Below are 25,688 nucleotides of genomic sequence, written 5' to 3' on the forward strand. Positions count from 1 at the left end.
CGCAATTGATCGGGATGTCGAGGGGCCAGATGAATACCATGATGGCCTGACACCCTTAGGGCCACATCACAAACTGGAAGGGTATGGTTACCAGCTGGCTATTGGCTTTAGAGCAATCTGGCTCTGGCTGCTGTTCATTGTAAGTCCAGCGAACATTCTTCATCGAATCCAGCGCCGCCTTCTCAAACTTGCTGTCGGGCACAGCTGCCAGAACTCTTACATTTCTTATCTCGTCCACTTCTAGATCGAACCCGATCAGAACTGCGCCGATATATCCCTCCTTCAGTGCATCACGAGGATAATTTGGGCTGGGCGTCTTATCCAACCCTCCTCGACAATATCGCGGCGGCCTCTCGCGTGTCTCGTAGTACGCTTTTCGCAGCTTCTTTCTTTCTGTGTCGACGTACTCATCAGCTGCGGCGATTGCGCGTCGATGACTGGATGGGTGCGAACGGAACCAGGAGGTTATTGCGTAACGCCACGCTTGGGTCTGGTAATAAAGGTCCTTCAGCACGGGCCGGTCATCTTGTTCCTCAAGTATATAAGGATAGAGACTGACCTCCAGCCGAGCCAGACGATCAAGGGCTTCCGACCCTCGTTTTCGCGAAAAGGTCGTCGCTATCGAGGAGAGTTCAACTGTTGCCCAATTTTCTGGAATGACGGCGCGCACAGGAGCGTAGTGAGCGATAGCTAAGTCCGCAATTTTCTGGGTTTGAGCAAGATTGCCCGCCTTGAGTTTAGCCGCGTGAAATTTGTCGAATGCCACAATGGTGAGTAAGGTGGGCTGTTGAGGTGCTACAGCGCTGAGAGCTTTTTCCAGTGCCGTGGACGTCTTGGAGTTCTGCTCCACGCTCCATTCGGATAGAGCGATCAGCAAATTACCGAGTTCCGCCGAAACTTCTTGACTAGCTGGCCCGCGCATTATGGACGCCGCGCTGCGGGCCCGATCACATGCCTCCCGAATACACAGCTGCGTTCCCGCTTCAAAAGCGATCTCGCGCGCATAGGGATCATCAGGGTTCTCAGCGGCAGCAGCGATCAATTCTTCTGAAATCAGCAGGATGGCGGCAGAGTCGTTTTTCTCGAGAGCAACATTGAAGCTTTGGATGAGATCAGGAGGAATTTTTGCTGAAGCCGATGCGCAAAACATTAGCCCAAACAATACAGCCAACACCCATCCACGCAGTTTCATTTTCACCTCGGCAGCCACCTCCTTTAGGTTGCCAGATTAAGCGCAACGGTCAACCCAAAACAAAAGCGGCTTGGGTCGCCCAAGCCGCTTCCGCGCGTCTTCCCGAGGAAAAGACTTAGAGGACTTTCAGGTCCACAGCCGAGGTTTTGCCGCGGCGCTCGTCTTTGTAGAGCTCGTAGGAGATCGACTGGTTCTCAGCGAGGGTTTTGAGGCCCGAGCGCTCGACAGCAGAAATATGGACGAAAACGTCCGAGCCGCCATCGTCCGGCTTGATGAAGCCGAAGCCCTTCTGATCGTTGAACCATTTTACTTTGCCGGTTGCCATAATGGCTTTCCTTTGCCGTTCCGTCGGCCGCGCAGACGCGGAATTACGCCTTGCGGTGCCTGTCGAAACTCGGAGGAGGGAAAGTCATTGCCGTCGGTCTGACGGGGTCTTGATATTCAGACCGACCGGTTTCGATAGCCTAGATTTGCGCATGTACGGGGGTTTTCGTCAAGAAGGACCGTCAACTCACCGCACGCGGAAGTCGAACCAGACCGGCCGGCAATCACCCAGCTGCTTGGATTCGTAGCGGGTCGTCACATGGTCGGCAGGGGCACAGCGCCAGTCATCAGCGGCCGCCGCCAACCACTCAAACCTGCCATCGCCGAGGAAGGTCAGCAGGGCTTCATCCGCATAGCTCTTCACATCGGTGGCAAAGCGAAGATGACCGCCGGGCTTCAGTTTCGGGTAGAGCGCATCCAGGAACGCGGGCTGCACAAGCCTGCGTTTATGCTGGCGGCGCTTGGGCCATGGGTCCGGAAAAAGGATGAAGACCCTGTCCAGACTCTGATCCGGCAGGCGCGCGATCAGGGGACGTGCATCGTCAGGCCAGAGGCGGACATTGCCGGCGCCCGTTTCCTCGATGCCGGCTAGGGCCTTGGCGACCCCTTCCAGAAAAGGCTCGCAGCCGATGATCCCGGTGCCCGGATTACGGCGCGCCTGGGTTATCATGTGCTCGGCGCCGCCAAAGCCTATTTCCAGCCAGAAGGCCGCCTTGCCGGGAAACAGTTCCGAGAGGACGATCGGGGCCTCTCCTTCGGCGATCCGCCAGGTGTTCAGCGTCTCGGCCATCAGGGCTCTCTGCCGGGGAGAGAGCGGGCGCCCTCCTGTCCGGCCAAAGCTGCGCAGCGGCCGGTCCCGAAACTGGGAGTCGTCTGCGCTACTCATACTGCCCCTGGTGCGTTGCGCGGGTTTCGAAGGCGGAGGCGGCGGCCCGAATGGTGGCCAGAAGGGAGCGGCGCAAGGAAGCGTCTTCGATCTTCTGGAACGCTTCTATCAGTTGAAGCACCTCGTCGGACAGGACCGCAATCTGGGGTTCCTCGGCCTCTTCGGCCAATCCTGGTGTTTCCCTAAACGGGAGGGTGCCGGCGCCCTCGAAGAAGAAGCCGACGGGAACTTCGAGCACATTGGCAATCTCATACAGGCGGCCGGCGGAAACCCGGTTCACGCCCTTTTCGTACTTCTGGACCTGCTGAAAGGTCAGGCCCAGCAACTCACCCAGCCTTTCCTGGGTGAGCTTCAACCTGCGGCGCTGGCGGTAGATGTTCTCCCCGACGATGCGGTCAATATCGCTCGGCAATTTGCTTTCTGACATGACCTGATCCTAGGCGCGCCGCGCATTTCCACAAAGGAAATGCCCTTAGCGTCTCCAGGTCGCGAAGGCCAGTAGTGCGAACAAGCAGAGCGAAATCCAGAATAGGGCCGCGCCGAACCGACTCTGAAACAGGGTCACTTCGGCAGCCACGGGCAGCCTCGCCCGGCCGTATGAAGTAGACCAGCCTTCCGGCGCCGTTTCCGCCGGAATGGTGCGCATGATCTCGCGGCCATACCCATCGACGATACCGGACGTGCCCCGATTGGCCGCCCGGACCAGCGGCAGGCCGGTCTCGATCGCGCGATAACGGTTCTGCGCATAATGCTGCGCCGGCCCCATCCCGCGCCCGAACCAGGCATCGTTGGAAATCAGGACCATCCACTGCGCCCGATCCGTCAGGTTCACGCCCCGCGAAATTTCCGGGAACAGCCCTTCATAGCAGATCAGCGCGACAAAGGCCGGAAGGCCGCCGGTATCGATCGCCGTCGCCCCTGCCCCTGGCCGGAAGCCGTCTGCGGCAAGCCTCTGGACTGTCGGCGGCAGCATCCCGCTAAGCTGGGGCCCGTACGGAATGAAATTGATGGCGGCCAGCTCCCCGAACGGGACAAGCCGGTGCTTGTCGTAGAGCGCCAAGGGGCCGGTCTGGTTGACCGTCTCGTCCATCACCGCAAGGCTGTTATAGTAGGTGCGGCTGTCAGTGGTCGTCAGCTCATACCGCGTCGTGCCCGCGATCAGCTTGCGCTGGCCGATATAAGCCGCGATGGCATCCAGCGCATTGGCATCCTGCAGCAGATAGGCCGGCACCGCCGCTTCGGGCCAGACCACGATGTCGCCCGGCCGGCTGTCAGGATATGTCAGCATGCGCAGATATTCATAGAGAACCGGATCAGGCCCGAGCGTATCCCACTTGTCCTGCGGGACCCCGGCATCCATCACCACGACTGCCTGATCGGTGAGCGGAGAGGTTTCTTCGGTGCGGTTTGCCCCCCAGGCCCAGCCGAGCGCAAGCGCCACGACCGAGACAAGCGCCGGCGCAACGCGAAGCGGAATGCCCCGCGCGTCCCGCGTATCCACAAGCGCTGCCGGCGACGCCATGACGAACACCGTCATAAGCGTCAGCCAGTAAACGCCGCCCAGGGAGGCGGCCTGCGAAAGCGCGCCACCGGGAATCCAGGTTGTGCCCGGAAGGTTCCAGGGGAAGCCGCCGAAGAGATGGCCCCTCGCAAATTCCGCAAGGGCGAAGAAGAGCGCGAAAATGAAAACGCGGGAGGGCGAGGCAGACCAGAAGGCGCCCGCCATGGCGGTGAAGGCGCCCCAGATGATCGCCATGCCCGCCGGCAGCAGGATGAGCGGCATCCAGATGAACCAGATCGTCCGCGCCGGATCGACCAGGAAGGGCATCGCCGTCCAGTGAAGGCTGATCAAGAAGAAGCCCGTCCCAAATGCCCATCCGCGCAGGAACACCGCCCTGCCCCAGCGCGCCTGCGCGCGGGCGCCATCAATCATCCAGACAAGGCCGGTGAAGGAAATGACCAGCACAGCGCTGAAATGAAAGGGCGCGAAGGCGACAGCCGAAAGCGCGCCCAGCGCAAAAGCAGCGGCCAGAGCCGGCAGGCCGGACAGGCGCGCAAAGGCCTCATGCAAAGGCCCAAGCGCAGTGAATCCATGGCTGCGCACAGCTTTGCTCATTTAACTCTACTCCTCGGCAGCAGGCTGCGGCGGGGGTTCGGGCAGGCGCAGACGCAGGCGGCGAACGCGCCGCGAGTCCGCATCAACGATTTCAATCTCAGTTCCGCCGGGATGGCGCAGAACTTCGCCCCTGGCTGGGACCTTTCCGGCGAGGGCAAAGGCGACCCCGCCCAGCGTGTCAATGTCCGCATCCAGATCATCCAGGCTGAGGTCCACCCCGGACTCTTCCTGGAAATCCTCGATCTCCATGCGCGCGTCCGCTTCCCACAAACGGGCACTGCGGCGCACGAACATCGCCTCTTCATCATCGTGTTCGTCTTCGATGTCACCCACGATGACCTCAACAAGGTCTTCCAGGGTCAGCAACCCATCGGTGCCGCCATACTCGTCCACCACCAACGCCAGATGAATGCGGGTCGCCTGCATCTTCACCAGAAGATCGGTCAGCTTCATCGAAGGGGGAACGTAGAGCACTTCCCGGTGCATCCGCTCAAGCGGGCGGCGCGGCGGTGTTCCGCCTTTCGCCAGCTCGGTGACAAGATCCTTGATGTGAACAAAGCCGATCGGATCATCCAGCGTTTCCCGGAAGACCGGGAGCCGCGAATGGGTGACCTCGGCGAAGAACTCCAGAAGTTCCTGAAAACCGATGCCCGCTTCCACTGCCTTTATGTCGGCCCGGGGCACCATCACATCGTCGACGCGCAATTCTTCGAACTCGGCCAGCCGCAGCCGCATGACCTGTGGCGCATCGGTGGGCTCGGCATCCTTGCCTGTCGCATTCACAGGCTCTGCCGCCTTCTTCCGGAAGCCGAAGAGGTTTCTCAATCGGCCAGAAGGGGCCGCGTCGGAGGGGTCTGAATCGCTCATTTCCGGTCAGTCAGTCTGGTATGGATTAGCTATGCCGAGGGTTGCAAGCGCCTTTATTTCCAACGCTTCCATTTCTGATGCTTCTTCATCCGTCTCGTGATCGAATCCGAGGAGGTGCAGGTATCCGTGGATCAGCAGATGAACAAGGTGGTCTGCCAGCTTCTTCCCCTGAATTTCGGCGTCTGTTGCAGAGACGCCCCATGCAACCGCAATGTCGCCTAGAAACGGCCGGTCCATCGGCAGCGAGGGGAAAGAAAGGACGTCTGTTGGTTTGTCCTTGCCCCGAAAATCTCGATTCAGCTGATGAAGGGCGCCATCATCTGCCAGCAGCAGGGCAATGTTGCCGGCATCGACAGACGCGACCGACTGGGCTGCGTCAAAGGCCTTGCGGCATAGAGCGTCGAGATCTCCCAGCGCGCTCCAACTGTCATCCTCGACGATAAGATCGAAACTGATCATGGCCGGGTCAGCCCTGCCCGGCAGCGGCATAGGCATCGATGATCCGGCTAACCAGCCCGTGGCGGACCACATCGGCAGCGGTCAGCCGCTGAACCGAAATGCCTTCGACATTCGCCAGAATGCGCAGGGCCTGCTTGAGACCGGATTCCTGATTGCCAGGAAGGTCGACCTGATCGGGATCGCCGGTAATGACCATGCGGCTGTCACGGCCCAGACGGGTCAGCACCATTTTCATCTGCGCCGCGGTTGTGTTCTGCGCCTCATCAACGATGACGAATGCGTTCTTCAGGGTACGTCCGCGCATGAAGGCAATCGGCGCAACCTCGATTTCGCCGCGCGCCATCCGGCGCTCCATCTGCTCCTGCCCCATCAGCTCGCGCAGGCTGTCCCAGATGGGCAGCATGTAAGGGTCAACCTTCTCTTCCAGCGTGCCCGGCAGGAAGCCGAGCTTTTCGCCCGCTTCAACGGCCGGCCGCGTGACGATCAGGCGCTGACGGATGCCCGCATTGAGTTCGGCAACGCCGGTTGCCACGGCAAGGAATGTCTTGCCGGTACCGGCAGGACCGACGCCGAAAACCAGCGCATTATCCGGATTAGCAAGCATATCCAGGTACTTTGCCTGACCGCGGGTCATCGCGGTGACAGACTTTTTCAGACCCCGCAGGGCGGAGAAAGATTGCGCTGGTGATTGAGCCGCCTGCAGGGCGCCATCAAGTTCCATCTCGCTGGGTTCCCCACCGCTCCGCAGGCGGCGCTCGAAATCTGCAAGGGCAGCTTCAGCGATGGACACGCCCTCTTCCGCGCCGCTCAGCCGGATGCCGCCGCCCTGGCTTTCGGCCTGCAGCCCAAAGGCCTTCAGCCGGGTTTCCAGAAGGGTCAGATGCCGGTGATGGGGCCCGCAGAGATCGCGCAGGCGTTCGGCTTCGCGCACCTCATACAGGCGGCTGACCGTTTGCGGCTCAGTTTCGGTAGAAGACCGCCGTTTTCCGCTCACAGAGCCGCCTCGCGCACGCGTGCCAGTTCCCCGGTCAGCGAATTGAGGCTCGCACCGACGATTTTCACGTCGACAATCTGCCCGTTGAGACTTTCAGGCCCCTCGAAGTGAACCGCCTGCAGATAGGGTGAGCGGCCATGCATCTGGCCCGGATTCCGGCCCTTGCCCGTTACCAGCACCGGCAGAGACTTGCCGATCTGCGAAGCATTGAACTCGGTCTGCTGCTGCCGCAGCAAGGCTTGCAGAGCCTGGAGACGTTCGTCCTTTACCGCTTCGGAGACATGTCCGTGCATCTCGGCGGCCGGTGTTCCGGGGCGCGAGGAATATTTGAACGAATAGGCGATGGCGTAGCCGATATCCCGGACGAGTTGCATCGTGGCCTCGAAATCCGCGTCACTTTCCCCCGGAAAACCAACGATGAAGTCAGACGCGATGGCGATGTCTGGCCGGACCTTGCGGACGCGGGCGATGATATCCCGGTAATGGTCGGCTGTGTGCCCGCGGTTCATGGATTTGAGAATACGGTCGGAGCCTGACTGAACCGGCAGATGCAGGAACGGCATCAGCGCCGGTGTGTCGCCATGAGCGGCAATCAGATCGTCATCCATGTCGCGCGGGTGGCTGGTGGTGTAGCGGATGCGCTCGATCCCGCCAATTCTGGACAAATGGCGACACAGCTGGCCAAGCGTCCAGTCATCCCCGCCCTCGATTGCCGGGGCGGGCCCGTGAAACGCATTCACATTCTGGCCAAGCAGGGTGATCTCGCGAACGCCCTGCGAGGCAAGGCTGCGCGTCTCGAGGACAATATCATCCACACGGCGGGAGATTTCCGCCCCCCGTGTGTAGGGCACCACACAGAAGGTGCAGAACTTGTCGCATCCTTCCTGCACCGAGACGAACGCCGCCGGGCCATCGGCCTCACGCGTCTTCGGGAGGGCATCGAACTTCTCGATGGTGTCGAACTCGGTTTCCAGACGGTCCCCAATGGCGCGGCTGGCGCGGGCGATCATTTCCGGCAGCTTGTGATAGGCCTGCGGGCCAAGGACCAGATCCACGGCGGGTTGGCGGCGGATAAGTTCCTCGCCTTCGGCCTGGGCAACGCACCCAGCCACCGCAATCGTCATCCGCCCACCGGAGGCTTCCTTCATCCGCTTCAGCTGGCCAAGTTCGGAATAGACCTTCTCGGTTGCCTTCTCGCGGATATGGCAGGTGTTGACGACCACGAGATCGGCCGCTTCCGGGGCGTCCACAGGCGCATAGCCCAAGGGCCGCAGCACATCGCGGATGCGCTCGGAATCATAGACATTCATCTGGCAGCCATAGGTCCTGATAAACAGGCCCTTGAGGCTCTTTTCGTCGGGGGTGCCGGTCATCTGGCGGCTTATGCCTCAAAAGCGGGCAAGCTGAAAGAACCTTCCTCAACGCAGCAAGCTCTACAGCAGCTTTAGGCTTCACAGGTGAGAGAAGCGGGCTAGTGTGCCCCCAAATTGACACCTTTGGCGCCGGGGAGGCCCTCTGTTCATGTTCGAAAATTTCTATGCCAGCCTTGAGACTGGCGTACAAAATGTCAGCGGCTTCATCTGGGGCGGAGAATGGGGTGGAGAACAGGTTCTGCCTGTTGGTCCGATCGCCGTTATCCTGCTCGGGACCGGCCTGTTTTTCATGCTTCGCCTTGGCGGCCGGCCGCTGCTCCGGTTTATCCCGGCCCTTGTCGAGGTCTGGAAAGGCCGCAAGGGGAATGGCGATCCTGCCGCCATCACGCCGTTTCAGGCACTTTCCACAGCCCTTTCCGGCCAGGTCGGGACGGGTAACATCGTGGGTGTGGCCACCGCCCTGACGCTGGGCGGCCCCGGCGCCATCTTCTGGATGTGGGTGACGGCGATCTTCGGCATGGCACTCGCCTTCGCCGAAAGCTCGCTGGCCATCAAATACCGCGAGATTGACGAATATGGCCGCATCAATGGCGGCCCGATGTATTACATCAAGAAGGGCCTCGGAAAGAACTGGACCTGGCTGGCGGCGATTTTCTGCGTCGGGACATTGTTCTCCGCAACAGCCACCGGCGGCATGATCCAGGCCAACAGCCTGACGGCAAACATTCATTCGGCGTTTTCGGATGGCGGTATCGGCATTCCGCTATGGGTGCTGGGCCTCATTCTGGCGGGCCTGGTCTTTGCCGTGATCGTTGGCGGCATCAAATCCATCGGCCGCGTGGCCGGTAGCCTCGTGCCGACGATGGCGGCGCTCTACATTCTCGCCTGTATCGTCATTCTGCTCCTGAACCTGCAATACATTCCCGGCGCATTCGGGATGATCTTCTCTTCCGCCTTTGGCCTGAACCAGGCCGCCGGTGGCCTCGCAGGTTATGCTGTCCTATCCGCGATCCGCTTCGGTGTGGCCCGCGGCCTGTTCTCGAACGAAGCGGGCCAGGGCTCGGCCCCGATCGCGCACGCCGCCTCGCAGATGAAGAACCCCGCCAAGCAGGGCGAGATCGCGATGATCGGTGTCTTCATCGATACGATGGTCCTCTGCACCATGACCGCACTTGTCATCCTGACAGCCGAGGGCAGCTGGGCCACGGCCGCGCAGTTCAAGGAATGGGCGGGCGAAACCACGACCCATATGTGGATGGCGGAAGGCCACAACCCGGCAACGCTGACCAATCAGGCCTTCACCGATGCCGTTCCCGGCCCCGTCGGGGGCTGGCTCGTAACGCTATGTCTGGCTCTCTTCGCCTTCACCACGATCATCGGATGGTCCTACTATGCCGAGCAGGCGGTGACATTCCTCGTCGGGGAATGGGCGACGAAGCCGTTCCGCTATATCTGGGTGATCATCATCTTCATCGGCGCGATGGCCGAGGTGAATATCGTCTGGCTGTTCGGCGACATCGCCAACGCTTCCATGGCGCTGCCCAACCTGCTTGCCATCCTGCTGCTGTCAGGCGTGGTCTATGGCATTCACAAGGCAAATGGTGATCCTGAAACCGCAGACGGCGACAGCCTCATTGAAGACCTGCGCATAAAGGAAACGCCCGCCGAATAGGCGGGCGTTCAGCGGGCTCAGGCTTTCGCTGAGGGTCAGATCGTCAGGACGATCTTGCCGAAATGCTTCTGGCTTGCCTGATGGGCAAAGGCAGCGGCGATCTGATCCAGCGGGAACTTGCTGTCGATAACCGGGCGCATGTTGGAGGCCTCAATAGCCTCCACCATGTCTTCCTGATGGCGGCGCGAGCCGACCGTGATGCCGGACACGGTGATATTGCGCGAGAACAGCGCGGCGGTTGGCACTTCGCCAGACACGCCGGTCAGAACGCCGATCAGGGAGATATGACCGCCGGGACGGCAGGCATTGATGGATTGGGCCATTGTGCCCGGTCCGCCGATCTCGACCACCTCGTCCACACCGCGGCCACCGGTCAGCTCAAACGCCTTGCGGCCCCATTCCGGCGTCGTCTTATAATTGATGACATGATCGGCGCCGAGCGCTTTCAGGCGCTCCATCTTCTCATCGGAAGAGGACGTCGCAATCACGCGTGCGCCAGCCATCTTGGCAAATTGCAGCGCAAAGATCGAAACTCCGCCGGAGCCCTGAACCAGAACCCAGTCACCCGGCTTGGTCTTGGTTTCCACGAACATGCCGCGCCAAGCCGTGAGCGCCGCACATGGCAGCGTCGCCGCCTCCTCGAAACTCCAGCCGGCCGGCATCCGCGTGAACGCCGTCTCAGGCGCAGCAACAAATTCGGCGCCAAAACCGTCCGCGCCATCGCCGGGCACGCTGGCAAATCCAGCTGCCTCGATCTGGCCTGACTGCCAACCGGGGAAGAAAAGCGAAATGACCTTGTCGCCTACCTTCCATTTGGTGACACCTTCGCCGACCGCGACGACTTCGCAGGCGCCGTCCGACATCGGAATGCGGCCATCCGGCGTCGGGATACCGCCGAGCACGACGACGAAATCGTGATAGTTGAGCGAGCTTGCCCGCACGCGGACCAGCACTTCCCCCGCTTTCGGCGTCGGGTCGTCCCGCGTCTCGATCACGAGATTCTGGAGCCCGCCGGGCTTCTTTACGGCTGCTACTTTCATTGTCTTGTCCTCCCTGGGTGTGACCGGACGGGACCTATGGCGCCCTTGGGGAAGTCAAGAGGAAGCGGCGAGCCTTGCCTCGCGTAAAGCCTTCCGGCGGACCTTACCCGCATCATCGCGCACCGCTTCGGCAGTGTATTCGAAGCTTTTCGGGATCTTGTAGCGCACGAGCCGTTCGGCCAGATGAGCAAGCATCGCGGCATCATCCACCGGGCCATCGGGCCGGTCGATCACGGCATGGAGCCGCGCGCCCATATCCTCATCGGGCAGCCCGATGACGGCAGAGGATCTGACGCCGGGATAAGCTTCGATCGCCGCTTCCACTTCTGCCGGATAGATGTTGGCGCCGCCCACGATCACCATGTCGGACAGGCGGTCGGAGAGGTAGAGATAGCCATCCTCGTCCATCCAGCCGAGGTCACCCAGGCTTTCCCAGCCACCATCAATGGCCTTGGCGTCCGCGCCGATATAGCGATAGGTGGTGCCGGCGCCTGCAATGGGACGAATGAATACCTCGCCCACTTCGCGTGGTGGCAGGGTCTGGCCATCCTCGCCGACGATCTTCATCTCGCAGGTTTCCACTGGCTTGCCGACCGATCCCTTATGTTTCAGCCATTCCGTGCCCTGAATGGTTGTGGAGCCCTGCCCTTCCGTGCCGCCATAGAGTTCCCAGATCACTTCCGGGCCCAGCCAGTCGATGAAGCATTCCTTCAGCCAGGCCGGGCAGGGCGCGGCCAGGTGCCAGAGCGCCTTCAGGCTGGAAAGGTCGTAGGCGGATCGTACTTCTTCGGGCAGCGACCAGATGCGGCGCATCATGGTGGGCACGGTGTAGACTACATCGACCTTGTGCTTCTCGATCAGCTTCAGGGTTTCCTCAGCATCAAACCGTGTGGTGACGACAATCGTGCAGCCCTTGAACAGGGCGGTCATGGCCCAGAGGAACGGGCCGTTGTGATAGAGCGGGCCAGGGATCAGCATGCAGCCCTGCTGTGGAATCTCCAGAAGGGGTACGTCTGGATCAGATGCGGCGGGCTGTTTGGAGACGATCAGTTTGGGACGCCCGGTCGAGCCGCCCGATGTCATCGCCTTGAAGCTGGCCGCGGTAACCTCCGGCAGCGGCGCATCTGACAGCTCTGCGCCGGGCTGATACCCCTGCGGAACACACGCCGCCTGCGGATATTCCCCATCGGGAACACCAACAACAAGGCTCGGCGCGCCAATCTCGACGATCTGGTCGCGCTCCAGCTTTGGCAGACGCGCTGAAATCGGCTGGGGTGTCGCGCCAGCTTTCCATGTTGCGAAACAGGCTTCGAAAAACTCGATCCCGTTCGGCAGGGAAATCGTGACGAAATCATCCTGCTTCACGCCCAGCTTCTGATAAGCGCGCGCCAGACGATTGGTGCGCGCTTCAAACTCCGCCCAGCTGACCTCCTTGCCTTCATGGCTGAGAACTGTCCTGTCCGGCTGCTCGGCCGCCCAGTGCGCAATGATGCGCGACAGTGAAATGATCGCCATGAATGTTTCCTCCCGTTTCCTTTTATTCGCACCAGGTCAGATGCCGGCGCGCTTCAACAATCTCTGAAATCCGCCCCAGAACTCCGCCCGGCGATCATCCGTCTCCATCAGGATCTCGTGCATCGCGCCGTCCACGGTAATGTGTTCGCAGTCCTTCAGACGCGCCGCGATGCGGGCATGGGCGGCATTGTCGATCAGCTTTTCGTCTCCGGCCGAAGCAACGAAAACCGGAACCGTCACCGTTGCCAGCGTCTTGGGCTTGGAGAAGGTCGAGAAGATATCAAGGGACGCTCCAAGCCATCCCCAGGTGATCGGGCCAAGCTCCAGATCTGGATGCGCGTCAATCAAGGCCCGCTGCAAATCCCAGCGGCGCTTGTCATGGGTCACGATATTCGTCTCAAATCGCTCTGGCGGGCCAGGCTGCATGGCATAGTCGCCGGAACGGCCGGTCGCCCGCATCGCCCAGACAAGGTAGCGCATACCAAGGAAAGGCGATTTCAGCCCCCACATGGGCGCGCAGAAGGCTGCTGCTTCCACCTTCACCAGGCCCTTGGCAATCGCCGCCAGCGCAATTGCGCCCCCCATCGAATGGGCGAGAGATACGTACGGCCGGGGCAGGCGGCTTTCCAGGGCATCAAGCCCCTTTGCCAGCGCCGTCATGAAAGTTTCGAAACGGTCGATATGCCCCTTCTTGCTGTCAGGCAGCAGCCGGTCAGAGAGGCCCTGCCCCGGCCAGTCCAGAATGACGAGCGCAAACCCCATCTGCTGGAGTTCGCGGCCCACCTCGAAATACTTTTCGATGAACTCGGTTCGCCCTGGGCAGACGATGACCGTGCCACGTGCCTTTGCCGGTGAAAGCGCGGGGGCAATGCACGCTCTCAGCCGCCTGCCCTCTGATCCCTCAAACCAGACGATCTCAGCGCCCTGCGGCGGAGGGTTCCCCGGCACTTCGACAAACCGGCGGCTTCTGTCGCTTGAGGGCGTCACCATTCAGTGTCTCCAGAGGCCAGATAGATTGAGCCGCCCGCAGGTCTCCCCGGGGCGGCCCAATGCGTCAAGCGATCTGTATCAGATGGCTCAGTCAGCGAGCTTTTTCATCAGGGACTGGAGCTGCATGGCGACGGACATGTCACCGGCAACTTTCAGCTTGCCCTGCATGAAGGCCATGGTCGGGTCCAGCGCGCCAGCGGCGAGCTTGGTGAAGTCATCCCAGTTTACCGAGATGGTGGCATCGGCTGCGCTGTCGGAATTATCGGCCACGCCTGCGGCGCCGTCGATGAACAGCTTGCCAACGCTGCCGAAGTCGAACTTAACTTTTTTCTTGAAATCGCTGCCGCCGGCAACGGCTGCTGCTGCGCGCTCAGTAAGTTGGGCGAGATCCATCAGGCTTCCTCCTTGGATTGATACCTGCAGCGGATAAAGCAAACCGGACGGGACGCGGCAAGAAGAATCCCTTGACGCGCCTTGCGGCACATCGGTCAGGTAAACTTCATGAGTTGGCAAAAAGCGATTGAAGAACTCCGCCGCCGGGAACGCCTGGCCGAGGAGATGGGGGGAGAAGAGCCGGTTTCGCGCCAGCGCGGACGCGGCAAACTCACGGTTCGGGAGCGGGTCGCCTTCCTGGCCGATCCGGGCAGTTTCCATGAAATCGGCAAGATCGCCGGCAAGGCGAGCTATGGCGCTGACGAAGAGCTGGCGGGCTTCATGCCCTCCAACTCCGTGATGGGGCGGGCACGGCTAGATGGCCGTCCAACGGTTATTCTGGCCGATGACTTCACCGTCCGGGGCGGCGCGGCGGATGCATCCATCTGGCAGAAGATGGTTCAGGCCATAAAGATGGCCGCCGAATACCGGATGCCGCTTGTCCAGATGATCGACGGCACCGGCGGGGGCGGTTCGGTCAAGATGCTGGAGAAAGATCCCCGCACCTACATCCCCGAAACGCCAGGCTGGAACGAAATCGTCCACGGCCTGACTCAAGTGCCGTTCGTATCCCTGGCGCTCGGCCCGTGCGCCGGCATGGGCGCGGGCCGCGTCGCCGCGAGCCATTTCAGCGTCATGGTGAAGGAACTCAGCCAGGTTTTCGTAGCTGGGCCGCCTGTGGCGATTGCGCTGGGAGAAGATGTTACCAAGGAAGAGCTCGGCGGCTGGAAAATCCAGGGGCAGAACGGCACGGTCGATAATGTCGTCGATACCGAAGCCGACGCTTTCATCGCAGCCCGGAAATTCCTCTCCTATCTCCCGCCTTCGGTGCATCACCTGCCTGAACGTGTTCAGCCCGCAGACGATCCGAAACGAAAGGAAGAAAGCCTCCTCTCCATCGTGCCGGAAGATGGCCGCACCCCCTACAAGCCACGCCGCATCATTGAGGCCGTGGCCGACAAGGGCAGCTTTTTCGAGATCGGCTCCTATTGGGGCCGCGGCATCGTCACCGGTCTTGCCCGGATTGACGGGCACGCCGTGGGCATCATGGCGGGCGACCCCTTTTTCCTGGACGGCGCCTGGACGGCAGATGTGTGTGACAAGGTCACCCGCCATATAGACCTTTGCTCAACCTTCCACCTCCCTGTCATTCACTTCGTGGACTGTCCCGGCTTCGCCGTGGGCGTAAAGGCGGAAACGGCCGGCGTCACCCGCGCAGGCGTGCGCGCCATGACGGCAGTTTATCAAGCCAGCGTGCCTGTCTGCTCGGTGGTCATCCGCAAGGCCTATGGGCTCGCCGGATCTGCCATGATGAACCAGTCCAGAACCAAATGGCGCTATTGCTGGCCAAGCGGCGATTGGGGCTCCCTGCCGATGGCGGGCGGAATTGAAGCTGCCTTCCGCAAGGAGCTGTCAGAAGCAGACGATCCAGAAGCATTGAAGGCGCAGCTTTACAAGAAGTTCGACGCCATCCGGTCCCCCTTCCGGACGGCGGAAAGTTTCTTTGCGGAGGAAATCATCGATCCGCGCGAGACCCGCCCTCTGCTGGTTGACTTCGTGCAGCATGCCCAGCGCGTCTTGGAAGCCGGCGAGACCCGGACCGGTTTCCGCCCCTGACCTGACGCGCTTCCCGATTCCACCCCGCTTCGGGCATGCTCTTGCCATTTTCGGGGAGATGATGCCTCCTTGAACCCGGTGATCGGGGAGGGACATCATTCATGCTTTGGAAATCTGCTCTTGCGGCTTTGCCGCTTGTCCTGGTGACCGCTTGCGGCGCACCGGGCGACAGAAGCTACTCTTCGCCCGGCGCCCCCGCGCCAGCCGAAATTACGATGAAAATGGCGGAGCCGTCTTACGAGGCCGCCAGAGACACAGCCGGTGGCGGCGCGCCCGTGGCCGAGCAGTACATCGCCTATGCCCACAGTGTCGGGATGCGCCTTCCAGTGAAAGCCATTGAACCCACGCTGCAAGGGCACATTGCCGCCTGCAACGCGGCCGGGCCTTCCGTCTGTATTGTGACCAATTCCTGGCTCAATGCCTATTCGGAAGATTCAGCCTCCGCTTCGCTGAACCTTCGGGCGACGCCCGCCTGGATTGATACATTTCTTTCGGGCGTCGAGGCCGAAGCCATCGCTGCGAAGGGCGAGATCACCAATCGCCAGACGACCGCCGAAGACCTGACCGTCTCGATCATTGACACCGGCGCCCGCCTGAAGGCGCAGCAGACACTTCAGGAGCGGCTCCAGAAACTCCTTGCCGAACGGCCGGGCGAACTGGGCGAGCTTCTGGAAACGGAGCGGGAGCTGGCGCGGGTCAATGGCGAGATTGACTCTCTCAAATCCTCCCTCGCGGCCCTGCGCCAAAGGGTGGATATGAGCCAGCTTTCCGTCAGCTACGAGACCAAGATCAATCCGGTGTCCCAGGGCGCGCTTCAACCGCTGGGCGAGGCCTTCGGCAACTTCTTCTACAACCTCGCCAGCGCCATCGCCGCCGTGGTGACAGCGTTTGCGGTCGGCCTGCCCTGGCTCCTGCTGCTGGGCGCCTTGCTCTGGATCTGGTTGCGGCTGATCTGGCCCCGCATCCGGAGAAAGAAACCGGGCGCCTGATCCGTTTCCGGATCAGGCAACCTTTCAGACGCGTTCTGCCTGCTTGCGCTTGGCGCCATCGCCCTTGCGGGCCAGCAGGATGCCGGCAACTTCCTTGGGCACGATCATCAGCATCTGGCTGAGGGTCGTCTCCCAGGCGTCGAGCAGTTCCTTGCCCCGCACCGATCCGGTCCGGCGCACATGCTCTTCGAGCAAGGCTTTCGTTTCGCCGATATATTCCTCCGGCATGTCCGCCAGCGGATACCAGTCGATCGAGTCCGGATTGGCCACCCGCTCAAACCGCTGTTGCGGATCCCAGATAAAGGCAGCGCCCCCGGTCATCCCGGCGCCGAAATTGTCGCCAACAGGCCCGAGGATAACGGCTCGCCCGCCAGTCATGTACTCGCAGCCATTGGCGCCGCAGCCTTCCACCACGGCCTTCGCGCCCGAATTGCGGACAGCGAAGCGAACGCCTGCCGTGCCGGCCGCAAACAGCTTGCCGGAGGTGGCCCCGTAAAGGCAGGTGTTGCCGATGATGGCGTCGCCCACCGCCGCGCGGCGGTCACGCGGGCGCGGAGTCACGACGATGCTCGCCCCCGAAAGACCCTTGCCGACATAGTCATTCGCGTCCCCCAGCACTTCCAGCAGAAGCCCCTGCACGCTGAACGCGCCGAGCGACTGACCGGCTGATCCCTCAAGGCGAATATGCAGACGGCCTTCAGGAAGAGCATGCATGCCGAACTTGCGGGTGATGCGCGAGCTGGCCCGCGCGCCGATTGCCCGCATCGTGTTCTGCACGCCATATTCCAGCTGCATCTTCTCGCCGCGCTCGAAGAACGGCTCGGCGTCGCGCAGGATCTGAGCGTCGAGCGTATCGGGAACTGCCTCGCGGCGGTTTGGCTTGTAAACGACCGGGCTATCTGTATCGACCTGGACCAGAAGCGGATTGAGGTCGAGGTCATCAAGGTGCGTCGCGCCGCGGCTGACCTGCTTGAGCAGGTCGGTGCGCCCGATCGCTTCGTCCAGAGACTTCAAGCCGAGCGAGGCGAGGATCTCGCGCACGTCTTCGGCGATGAAGCTCATCAGGTTGACGACCTTGTCCGGATTGCCGGTAAAGTGCGCGCGCAGGGCTTCGTCCTGTGTGCACACGCCGACCGGGCAAGTGTTGGAATGGCACTGGCGCACCATGATGCAGCCCATCGCAACGAGAGAAGCCGTGCCGATGCCGTATTCTTCGGCGCCCAGCATTGCGGCGATCACGATATCCCGGCCCGTGCGCAGACCGCCATCTGTCCGCAGGGTGATCTTTTCGCGGAGGTTATTGAGCGAGAGCACCTGATGCGCTTCGGCCAGGCCGATCTCCCATGGCAGCCCCGCATACTTGATCGAGGTTTGCGGAGAGGCGCCTGTGCCGCCTACACCGCCAGCGATCAGGATGATGTCCGCCTTGGCCTTGGCAACACCCGCCGCCACGGTGCCGACACCGGACTGCGCCACGAGTTTCACGCACACCCGGGCATCCGGATTGATCTGCTTGAGATCGTAGATCAGCTGCGCGAGGTCTTCGATCGAGTAGATGTCATGGTGAGGCGGCGGGGAAATCAGCGTCACGCCCGGTGTGGCATGGCGCAGTTTCGCAATCAGCTCGGTCACCTTGAAGCCCGGCAGCTGGCCGCCTTCGCCGGGCTTGGCGCCCTGAGCCACCTTGATCTCGATCTCACGGCACTCGTTAAGATACTCAGCCGTAACCCCGAAGCGCCCCGAAGCAATCTGCTTGACGGCGGAGTTCATATTGTCGCCATTCGGCAGTGGGCGGTAACGGGCGCGGTCTTCCCCGCCCTCTCCGGACACGGACTTTGCGCCGATGCGGTTCATGGCGACGTTGAGCGTACCATGCGCTTCCGGAGAGAGTGCGCCCAGCGACATGCCGGGCGTGACAAACCGCTTGCGGATCTCGTTGATCGACTGAACCTGGGAGAGCGGCACTTTCGGACCGGCCGCCTTGAAGTCCAGAAGATCCCGCAGCTGCAACGGATCGCGCGCATGAACGGCGTCCACGTACTTGCGGTAGATCGAATAGTCGCCGCGGTCGCAGGCTGCCTGCAGCGTGTGGATCAGGTTGCCATCAAGGGCATGAGGTTCATCCGACGCGCGCAGGCGGTAGAACCCGCCCACGGGCAGCGAAATGACATCTTCATCAAATGCCTTCTGATGACGGACGAGCGCATTCTCCTCAAGGCCCGCCAGGCCAAGGCCTGAAATCCGGCTCGACATGCCGGGGAAATAGTCAGCCACCAGCGCGCGCGAGAGGCCAAGGGCTTCGAAATTATACCCACCGCGATAGGAGGAGATAACCGAGATACCCATCTTCGAGATGATCTTCAGGAGCCCCGCTTCGATGGCTTCCTTGAAGTTCTGCACCGCCTTGCCGAGGGAAATGTCGCCCAAAAGGCCGCGCGCATGACGATCCGCGATCGCATCCTGCGCCAGATAGGCGTTGACGCAGGTTGCACCGACGCCGACGAGAACGGCAAAGTAATGCGTATCGAGACATTCGGCGGAACGCACCGTGATCGAACAGAAAGTCCGCAGCCCCTGGGCGACCAGATGCGAATGAACTGCTCCGGTCGCCAGCACCATCGGCACGGCAATGCGGCTCGCCGACTGGTGCTCGTCGGTGAGAATGATATGCTCCCGGCCCGCCCGCACTGCTTCTTCGGCCTCGCGGCGGATGCGTTCAAGAGCTTCCTTGAGCGCTGCCCCTTCGGAGGTCACATCAGCGGCATCAAATGTGCAGTCGATGATTTCCGTGCCAAGGCCGAGGCGCTCCAGAAGGCGCTCATACATACCGGTCGTCAGAACCGGACTTTCCAGCACGAACACTTCCTGCTGAGATTTATCCGTATCCAGAACGTTACCGAGATTCTTGAACCGCGTGCGCAGGCTCATCACCCGGCCTTCGCGCAGCGGGTCGATCGGCGGGTTGGTCACCTGGCTGAAATTCTGCCGGAAGAAATGGCTCATCGGCCGGTAGGCCATCGTCAGAACGGCAGGCGCCGTATCGTCGCCCATCGATCCGATCGCTTCCTTGCCACCTTCCGCCATCGGCGCAAGAATCAGCTCAAGCGTTTCGAGTGTGTAGCCGGCCGCCGTTTCCCGGCGCAGCAACTCTTCCTTGTTGAAGAGAACCGGCTCCGGGCCAGGGCCGATTTCCGGCTCCAGCTCTGTCACAGCTTGCAGCCATTCCTCATAGGGCGCCTGCGCCGCGAGGAAGTCGACAATCTCGCGATGATCGTAGAATTTGCCGGTGCCAAGGTCGGCAGCGATCATGCCACCGGCTGGGATGGAGCCTCGCCGCGTGATCTCATGATTGCCGAGCGGGCACATCCCGGTTTCCGAGCCCACCGCCAGAATACCATCCGTTGTCAGAGCGTAACGCAGCGGCCGCAGACCGTTTCGGTCAAGGCCGGCTACCGCCCAGCGGCCGTCATATGCGGCGATCGCGGCTGGTCCGTCCCATGGCTCCATGACGGAGTTGCAATAATCATAGAGCGCCCGGTGCGCCACCGGCATCACCGAATCGCGCTTCGACCAGGCTTCCGGGATGAGCATCGCCTTGGCCATCGGGGCCGGACGGCCCGACTTGCAGAGCAGCTCCCACACAGCGTCCAGCGCGCCGGAGTCCGATGTGCCATCCGGGATCACCGGCTTCACATCCTGCGTATGGTCACCGAAGGTTTCGGAAACCATGCGGATCTCGTGGCTCTTCATCCAGTTGCGGTTGCCGCGCAGCGTGTTGATCTCGCCATTGTGCGCGATCGTGCGGAAAGGTTGAGCCAGCGCCCATTGGGGAAATGTGTTGGTCGAATAACGCTGGTGATAGATAGCAAAAGCCGAGACGAACCGTTCGTCGCGCAGATCAAGATAGAAATTGTCGATGTCCTGAGCCAGGAACATGCCCTTGTAGATCAGCGATTTGTGGCTGAGCGAGCAGATATAGAATGACGGGATCGCCGCTTCGCGGGCCCGCCGCTCAATCCGCCGGCGGCAGATGTAAAGCGCCCGCTCAAGCTCCTCGGGAGAGCGGCCGCGCGCATCACGGAACATGATCTGCTCGATGGCAGGGCGCGTGTCTTTGGCTTTCTGTCCGATTACGGACACATCAACCGGCGGCTGGCGCCAGCCATAGATGTAGAAGCCGAAATGCAGCACTTCCCGTTCAACCAGCGTGCGGGCTGCTTCCTGCGCGCCAAAATCCGTGCGCGGCATGAAAATCTGGCCCACGCAGATCCGGTCATCGGTCGGGCTGTGACCGGTACGGCTTACATGTTCGCGGAAAAAGTCCTGTGGGACGTCAAGGCGGATGCCGGCTCCGTCCCCGGTTTTGCCATCGGCGTCGACGGCGCCCCGGTGCCATACATTCTTGAGCGCGCTGATTCCCATCTCGACAATCTCGCGGCGCGGCTTGCCATCAAGCGCCACGACGAGGCCGACGCCGCAAGCGTCCCGCTCGTCCTCAGGATTGTACGCTCCGGCATCGATGAGACGCTGGCGGTTCTGCTGATACTTTGTCACATAATCCGACATCTGACTTACTCCGCCGCCACTCTTGCAGCCTGCTCGGCCGCTCTCATTGCCTTGTGCATTGCTTCTGCTGCGTCGCGGCCATCCTTGATCGCCCAGACGACCAGCGAAGCGCCGCGCACGATATCGCCTGCCGCGTAAACGCCCGGCAGGCTGGTTTCCATGGTTGCATAATCCACCCGCACCGCGCCCCAGCGGTTCACTGTCAGCGAGGGCTCGTTGAACAGCGCCGGCAGGTCTTCCGGATCAAAGCCGAGCGCCTTGATCACCATATCTGCCTTCACATCGAAGGTTTCGCCCGTCTTCACCGGCGACTGGCGGCCCGACGCATCAGGCTCGCCCAGCTTCATCCGGCTAGCCCGCACCGCTTTGACCTTGCCGCCCTTGGTGTCGATGATGGCCTCAGGATTGGCGAGCCATTCGAAGACAACCCCCTCCTCTTCTGCATTCTGAACTTCGCGCTGCGAACCCGGCATATTGGCACGGTCGCGGCGATAAAGGCAGGTGACAGACTTTGCGCCCTGGCGGATAGCCGTCCGCACACAGTCCATCGCCGTGTCACCGCCCCCGATGACAACCACACGCTTACCCTCGGCGTTCAGCGCGCCGCTTTCATAAGCCTCAACCGTATCGCCTAGGCTGACCCTGTTGGACGCGGTGAGATAATCGAGCGCGGGCAGAACGCCTTCCGATCCGCTCCCGGGACATTTCAGATCCTTGGCGGCATAAACGCCGGTGGCGATGAGCACGGTATCATGCTGGCTGCGCAGATCGGCCAGGGACACATCGCCGCCAACGCGCGTGTTGAACCGGAAGACCACACCGGAAGCTTCCAAGTGCCGGATACGGCGCTCCACCACATCCTTTTCCAGCTTGAAGCCCGGAATGCCATAGATCAGCAGGCCACCGCCCCGATCATAACCGTCATAGACAGTGACCTGATAGCCCTTGCGGCGCAGCTGTTCAGCAGCGGCAAGGCCGCCGGGTCCTGCGCCGATGATACCGGCCGACTGGCTGCGTTCGCGCGGCGGCTTGATCGGCTGGATCCAGCCTTCGGCCCAGGCGGTGTCCGTGATGTATTTCTCCACCGAGCCGATCGTCACTGTGCCATGGCCAGATTGTTCAATCGTGCAGATGCCCTCGCAGAGGCGATCCTGCGGGCAGATACGGCCACAGATTTCGGGCATGTTGTTGGTGGCGGACGAAACCCGCCAGGCCTCTTCCAGCCGGCCTTCCGCTGCCAGCTTCAACCAGTCGGGAATATTGTTCTGCAGCGGGCAGCCCTGTTGGCAGAAGGGCACGCCGCATTGCGAGCAGCGGCTTGCCTGCGCCTTGGCGGCATCCGGCGAGAACTCTCCGTATATCTCACGAAAGTCCGCCGCGCGCTCCCTGGCGCTCCGCTTCTCGGGCATGGCCCGGGAAACCTTGGTGAATTGCAGCATACGCTCGGCCATAGGCTTGCCCCGAAATTACTGGAGCGATCTCTATAAGCGGCAATTTTCCGCGAGCAAGCGGCACATTGGCCAGTAAATATCACAATGATATTTTATGTCTGCGTTTTTTTAGGATCGCGGTATCTTTGAGAGCGGTTCCGCGCCGTAATATATCTTATTGATATATATTTTTTATCCTCTTCTTCCTTATGAAATGGCGGTAGCAATGTCTCAATGATTTGAATGGTACCCGGCGGCATGTCGTTTCTTCAGCTCTTCCTGATCGCGGTCGTCCAGGGCCTAACCGAATGGCTGCCGATTTCCTCCTCGGCGCATGTCCTGCTGGCGTCCGATTTCATGGGGCTGGTGGGCCGGGATGAATTGCTGATCAATGCCGCGTCAAATGCCGGCACCCTGATCGCCATGCTGCTCTATTTCCGTAAGGATGTCGGCGCCGCCATCCTGGGCGGGTTCGAGCTTGTGGGCGCCCCGGTTACCAAACGGCCCCTGTCGGCGGGCGGGCGCCTTGCCTTGTGCATCATTATCGCCACCCCGTTCGCCCTTGTCGGTGCCGTGATCTATGAGAGCATTGCCCCGGAATCCCTCTGGACGGCCCTGCGCAGCGTTTATGCTGTTGCCGCCTCTACCATCTTTTTCGGCGCGCTCCTCTGGTGGGCTGATGCGCGCGGCGGGCAGTCCCGCTCGGAAGGCGACATGACCCTTCGGGACGCGTTCCTGATTGGCGCCAGCCAGCTCATTGCCGTCATCATCCCCGGCACCAGCCGCTCGGGCATCACCATGACCACGGCCCGTGCACTTGGATATGAGCGTGTCGAGGCCGCCCGCTTTGCCATGCTGATCGGGGCGCCGATCCTTGCCGCCGTCAGCCTCTACGGGCTTATGGGACTTGCCAGCGCGCCGCCCGGCGGCGAGGGCGCCACGATTACCGACGGCCTGATCGTTGCGGCCATCGCCTTTGTCTCGGGCTATGCATCCATCGGCCTGCTCATGACGCTGGTCCGCAAGATGAGCTTCATGCCCTTTGTGCTCTATCGCTTTGCACTGGGGATCGCGCTGTTGGCCACCTCCCCTATCGTAGCTGGAGCAATCGGCTAAGCCTCAGGCTTCTCGCGCCTTGTGGAACTCGCCATAGGGGCGGAAGCGCCACAGGTAAGACGGCACAATCGCTTCGACCGATTCCAGCTGCGTGACGCCGAGATCGCTGATGCCCAGCGCCCCTTCAGCCACAACATTGTCTTTCGTCAGCAGCTCGACCTGTGAGCCGGTCAACGGCGGATCACCGAAGAAACCCCAGGAAAATGGCGGCACGAACCGCCAAACTGCGCCCGTGATGTACGCAAGGGGGCGCACCACAAAGAAAGGCAGGGGAATCTTGAAGCGCGGCCGGTCCACCGTCTTCAGAATGATGTCGTAAAGCTCGTTAAAGCTGTAGCTTCGCGGGCCGCCGAGTTCGAAGGTCTTGCCCGCTGCATCTTCCCGCTCCACCGCTTCTGCAATTGCGGTGGCCACATCCCCGGCATAAACCGGCTGGAACTTCGTCTTGCCCCCGCCGATCGCCGGCATCAGCGGCGCAAACCGCGCCATATTGGCAAAGCGGTTGAAGAACTTGTCTTCCGGGCCGAACACGATGGAAGGCCGCAGGATTACGGCCGAGGGAATAGCCTCGCGCACCGCCTCTTCGGCCGCCGCCTTGCTGCGGCCATAGGGCGAGCGCGAACCGGCATCGGCGCCGATGGCTGAGACCTGCACGAAGCGGGCAATGCCTTTTTCCCTGGCGACTTCGGCCAGCAGCCCGGCGCCATCAGCCTGTTCGCCCTGGAAGGTCTGGCGGGCGTGTTCAAACAGGATACCGACGAGGTTTACCACCGCATCTGCGCCATCCAGCGCGCGCTCAAGCGAGGCCCGGTCGCGGATATTGGCCTGAACCACATCGACCCAGCCTGGAGGGCCGGCAAGGCGTACATCAATCGCAGTATGCACCCGGCGGCAGGCAACGCGGACACGCCACCCCTTCTCTACCAGCACACGCGCGGCATACCGCCCAATGAAGCCCGAGCCGCCAACCAGAGTCACCAAGCCTTTGCTCATTGTCCTGTCTTCCTGTTTGGGCGCGGATGCCGCCCCGATTCAGCTGTTCTTCGCGCCTTTCACCATTTTGCGGCGCCGATGTCCATGCGTCCATGACGCCCGCTGCGTTCCTGGAGCGCAGGCATCCAACCCACTATACAGCGTCCGCTTTCGATCCGGTGTAGAAAGGCGCGCGCTTCAGCCTTTCATCAGGCCGGAGGCCTTGAGCAGCTTGCCCGCGCGCAGAACCCGGTCGAGCTTGTGTTCGCTGGACCGGTCGCCCTTGTTGGAATCCGGGTGGAACCGGCGCACATATTCGGCATAGCGCGCGCGGATCTGCGCCGGCGTCGCGTCTGTTTCCAGATCGAGTTCCCTGAGCGCGCGGATCTGCAGGCTTGAGCGGTGCGTATGCAACCGCTCTTCACCCGCCGGGGTATCGTCCATGTCGAAGAAACTGCGGCCCGCCCAGCGGCGCGGATCATGCGGATCGGTTGCCTTGCGCCCTCCCAGCGGCCCGGCGCCCATGCGCCAGGTGCGCTTGTGCCCATACTGCTCGGCGCGCAGGAAAGCGGCTGCCTCAGCCTCCGTCATACCTTCAAAGAAATTGAAGCTGCGATTGTAGGCCGCTGCATGGGCCTCGCAGAACCAGTGGCGCCCCCTGCCGCCCGGACGCGGCGCCGGATGGGAACCTTCCAGGTCGCAGCCGGGCTCCTCGCACACGCGCGTACGCTTGGCCCGTGCGCGCGACGTCTCGTCGGCGGGCGGCTTCACGCGTATATCCGTGAACTTCACTCGGTATCTGAACGGTTCGCCGTCTGACATGGGGCCACATAATAGGGAGCGCCGGTTAAACATGCCACAACCAAACGACAGACAAACGCGGATTGAGGCAGCGCTCAACGCTGCCTTCGAGCCTGTCTCGCTGAGCGTGACTGACGACAGCCACAAGCATGCAGGCCATGCCGGCGCCGCACCGGGCGGAGAGACGCATTACTCTGTTGAAATTGTTGCCGAGGCTTTTGCCGGCCTCTCCCGTGTGCAGGTTCAGCGCGCCGTGATGATGGTGCTACAACAGGAGTTCGATACCGGCCTGCATGCCCTCGCCCTGAAGGCACGCGCGCCCGAGGCGAGTTAGCCG

At 61.7% G+C, this 25,688-nt stretch carries 22 protein-coding genes; 5 read left to right on the plus strand and 17 right to left on the minus strand.

All coding sequences use genetic code 11. The features are described from left to right. Positions 1–55 precede the first annotated feature (55 nt). From C0456_RS01940 to miaB, 9 genes are all read right to left on the minus strand, one after another. The gene (locus tag C0456_RS01940; protein ID WP_291047722.1) at positions 56–1,210 is read right to left on the minus strand and encodes an energy transducer TonB; all 1,155 of its coding nucleotides are present in this window, start codon (positions 1,208–1,210) and stop codon (positions 56–58) included. Positions 1,211–1,307: 97 nt separating this feature from the next. Next, positions 1,308–1,517, minus strand: coding sequence for a cold-shock protein (locus C0456_RS01945; protein ID WP_035597751.1), 210 nt, complete (start codon positions 1,515–1,517; stop codon positions 1,308–1,310). A 186-nt stretch (positions 1,518–1,703) separates the two neighbouring features. Then, entirely contained in the window at positions 1,704–2,306 is a 603-nt protein-coding gene (gene trmB / locus C0456_RS01950; RefSeq protein ID WP_291047724.1) for a tRNA (guanosine(46)-N7)-methyltransferase TrmB, read from the minus strand. A gap of 88 nt (positions 2,307–2,394) precedes the next feature. Then, positions 2,395–2,829, minus strand: a complete 435-nt coding sequence (locus C0456_RS01955; RefSeq protein ID WP_291047726.1) for a helix-turn-helix transcriptional regulator — start codon at positions 2,827–2,829, stop codon at positions 2,395–2,397. Positions 2,830–2,874: 45 nt separating this feature from the next. Beyond that, complete coding sequence (lnt, locus tag C0456_RS01960; RefSeq protein ID WP_291047728.1) at positions 2,875–4,518, minus strand: apolipoprotein N-acyltransferase; 1,644 nt, start codon at positions 4,516–4,518, stop codon at positions 2,875–2,877. Between the two features lie 6 nt (positions 4,519–4,524). Then, the gene (locus C0456_RS01965; RefSeq protein ID WP_291047730.1) at positions 4,525–5,385 is read right to left on the minus strand and encodes a CBS domain-containing protein; all 861 of its coding nucleotides are present in this window, start codon (positions 5,383–5,385) and stop codon (positions 4,525–4,527) included. Between the two features lie 6 nt (positions 5,386–5,391). Continuing rightward, on the minus strand, positions 5,392–5,844 hold the full coding sequence (ybeY, locus tag C0456_RS01970; protein WP_291047731.1) for an rRNA maturation RNase YbeY: 453 nt from the start codon (positions 5,842–5,844) through the stop codon (positions 5,392–5,394). 7 nt (positions 5,845–5,851) lie between these two features. Beyond that, positions 5,852–6,838 carry a PhoH family protein gene (locus C0456_RS01975; RefSeq protein ID WP_291047732.1) on the minus strand — a complete coding sequence of 329 codons (987 nt, stop codon included), beginning with the start codon at positions 6,836–6,838 and terminating at the stop codon, positions 5,852–5,854. Continuing rightward, positions 6,835–8,211: a tRNA (N6-isopentenyl adenosine(37)-C2)-methylthiotransferase MiaB gene (miaB, locus tag C0456_RS01980; protein WP_291047733.1), complete on the minus strand. Its 1,377-nt coding sequence runs from the start codon at positions 8,209–8,211 to the stop codon at positions 6,835–6,837. The genes C0456_RS01975 and miaB overlap by 4 nt, the downstream gene beginning before the upstream one ends. A gap of 148 nt (positions 8,212–8,359) precedes the next feature. On the opposite strand from miaB, the gene C0456_RS01985 reads away from it, so the two are divergent. Further along, positions 8,360–9,883: a sodium:alanine symporter family protein gene (locus C0456_RS01985; protein WP_291047734.1), complete on the plus strand. Its 1,524-nt coding sequence runs from the start codon at positions 8,360–8,362 to the stop codon at positions 9,881–9,883. Between the two features lie 35 nt (positions 9,884–9,918). Here the strand turns inward: C0456_RS01985 and C0456_RS01990 are convergent, their stop codons facing one another. The 4 genes from C0456_RS01990 to C0456_RS02005 form a co-directional block, all read right to left on the minus strand. Then, a complete protein-coding gene (locus tag C0456_RS01990) occupies positions 9,919–10,923 on the minus strand; it encodes an NAD(P)-dependent alcohol dehydrogenase (protein ID WP_291047735.1) in 1,005 nt (334 codons plus the stop codon). 54 nt (positions 10,924–10,977) lie between these two features. Continuing rightward, positions 10,978–12,438 (minus strand): AMP-binding protein, encoded by a 1,461-nt coding sequence (locus C0456_RS01995; RefSeq protein WP_291047736.1) that lies wholly within the window; start codon positions 12,436–12,438, stop codon positions 10,978–10,980. 36 nt (positions 12,439–12,474) lie between these two features. Then, the gene (locus tag C0456_RS02000; RefSeq protein ID WP_291047737.1) at positions 12,475–13,428 is read right to left on the minus strand and encodes an alpha/beta fold hydrolase; all 954 of its coding nucleotides are present in this window, start codon (positions 13,426–13,428) and stop codon (positions 12,475–12,477) included. An 87-nt stretch (positions 13,429–13,515) separates the two neighbouring features. After that, positions 13,516–13,821, minus strand: a complete 306-nt coding sequence (locus C0456_RS02005; RefSeq protein WP_291047738.1) for an SCP2 sterol-binding domain-containing protein — start codon at positions 13,819–13,821, stop codon at positions 13,516–13,518. A 108-nt stretch (positions 13,822–13,929) separates the two neighbouring features. Here C0456_RS02005 and C0456_RS02010 point away from each other — a divergent pair, with 108 nt between their 5' ends. Next, entirely contained in the window at positions 13,930–15,477 is a 1,548-nt protein-coding gene (locus C0456_RS02010; protein ID WP_291047739.1) for an acyl-CoA carboxylase subunit beta, read from the plus strand. Positions 15,478–15,698: 221 nt separating this feature from the next. After that, the gene (locus tag C0456_RS02015) at positions 15,699–16,466 is read left to right on the plus strand and encodes a DUF4349 domain-containing protein (RefSeq protein ID WP_291047740.1); all 768 of its coding nucleotides are present in this window, start codon (positions 15,699–15,701) and stop codon (positions 16,464–16,466) included. A 24-nt stretch (positions 16,467–16,490) separates the two neighbouring features. Here the strand turns inward: C0456_RS02015 and gltB are convergent, their stop codons facing one another. Further along, a complete protein-coding gene (gltB, locus tag C0456_RS02020; protein ID WP_291047742.1) occupies positions 16,491–21,032 on the minus strand; it encodes a glutamate synthase large subunit in 4,542 nt (1,513 codons plus the stop codon). Between the two features lie 5 nt (positions 21,033–21,037). Next, positions 21,038–22,483 (minus strand): NAD(P)-dependent oxidoreductase, encoded by a 1,446-nt coding sequence (locus C0456_RS02025; protein WP_291047744.1) that lies wholly within the window; start codon positions 22,481–22,483, stop codon positions 21,038–21,040. 237 nt (positions 22,484–22,720) lie between these two features. Here C0456_RS02025 and C0456_RS02030 point away from each other — a divergent pair, with 237 nt between their 5' ends. Continuing rightward, positions 22,721–23,578, plus strand: coding sequence for an undecaprenyl-diphosphate phosphatase (locus C0456_RS02030; protein WP_291047746.1), 858 nt, complete (start codon positions 22,721–22,723; stop codon positions 23,576–23,578). A 3-nt stretch (positions 23,579–23,581) separates the two neighbouring features. On the opposite strand, the gene C0456_RS02035 is transcribed toward C0456_RS02030, so the two are convergent. Both C0456_RS02035 and C0456_RS02040 read right to left on the minus strand, forming a co-directional pair. Further along, on the minus strand, positions 23,582–24,571 hold the full coding sequence (locus tag C0456_RS02035; protein ID WP_291047748.1) for a complex I NDUFA9 subunit family protein: 990 nt from the start codon (positions 24,569–24,571) through the stop codon (positions 23,582–23,584). A gap of 177 nt (positions 24,572–24,748) precedes the next feature. After that, positions 24,749–25,321 carry a J domain-containing protein gene (locus C0456_RS02040; protein WP_291047750.1) on the minus strand — a complete coding sequence of 191 codons (573 nt, stop codon included), beginning with the start codon at positions 25,319–25,321 and terminating at the stop codon, positions 24,749–24,751. A gap of 82 nt (positions 25,322–25,403) precedes the next feature. On the opposite strand from C0456_RS02040, the gene C0456_RS02045 reads away from it, so the two are divergent. Beyond that, on the plus strand, positions 25,404–25,685 hold the full coding sequence (locus C0456_RS02045; RefSeq protein ID WP_291047751.1) for a BolA family transcriptional regulator: 282 nt from the start codon (positions 25,404–25,406) through the stop codon (positions 25,683–25,685). Positions 25,686–25,688: the final 3 nt, after the last annotated feature.

The sequence above is a fragment of the Hyphomonas sp. genome, assembly GCF_013823385.1.
Lineage (GTDB): Bacteria > Pseudomonadota > Alphaproteobacteria > Caulobacterales > Hyphomonadaceae > Hyphomonas.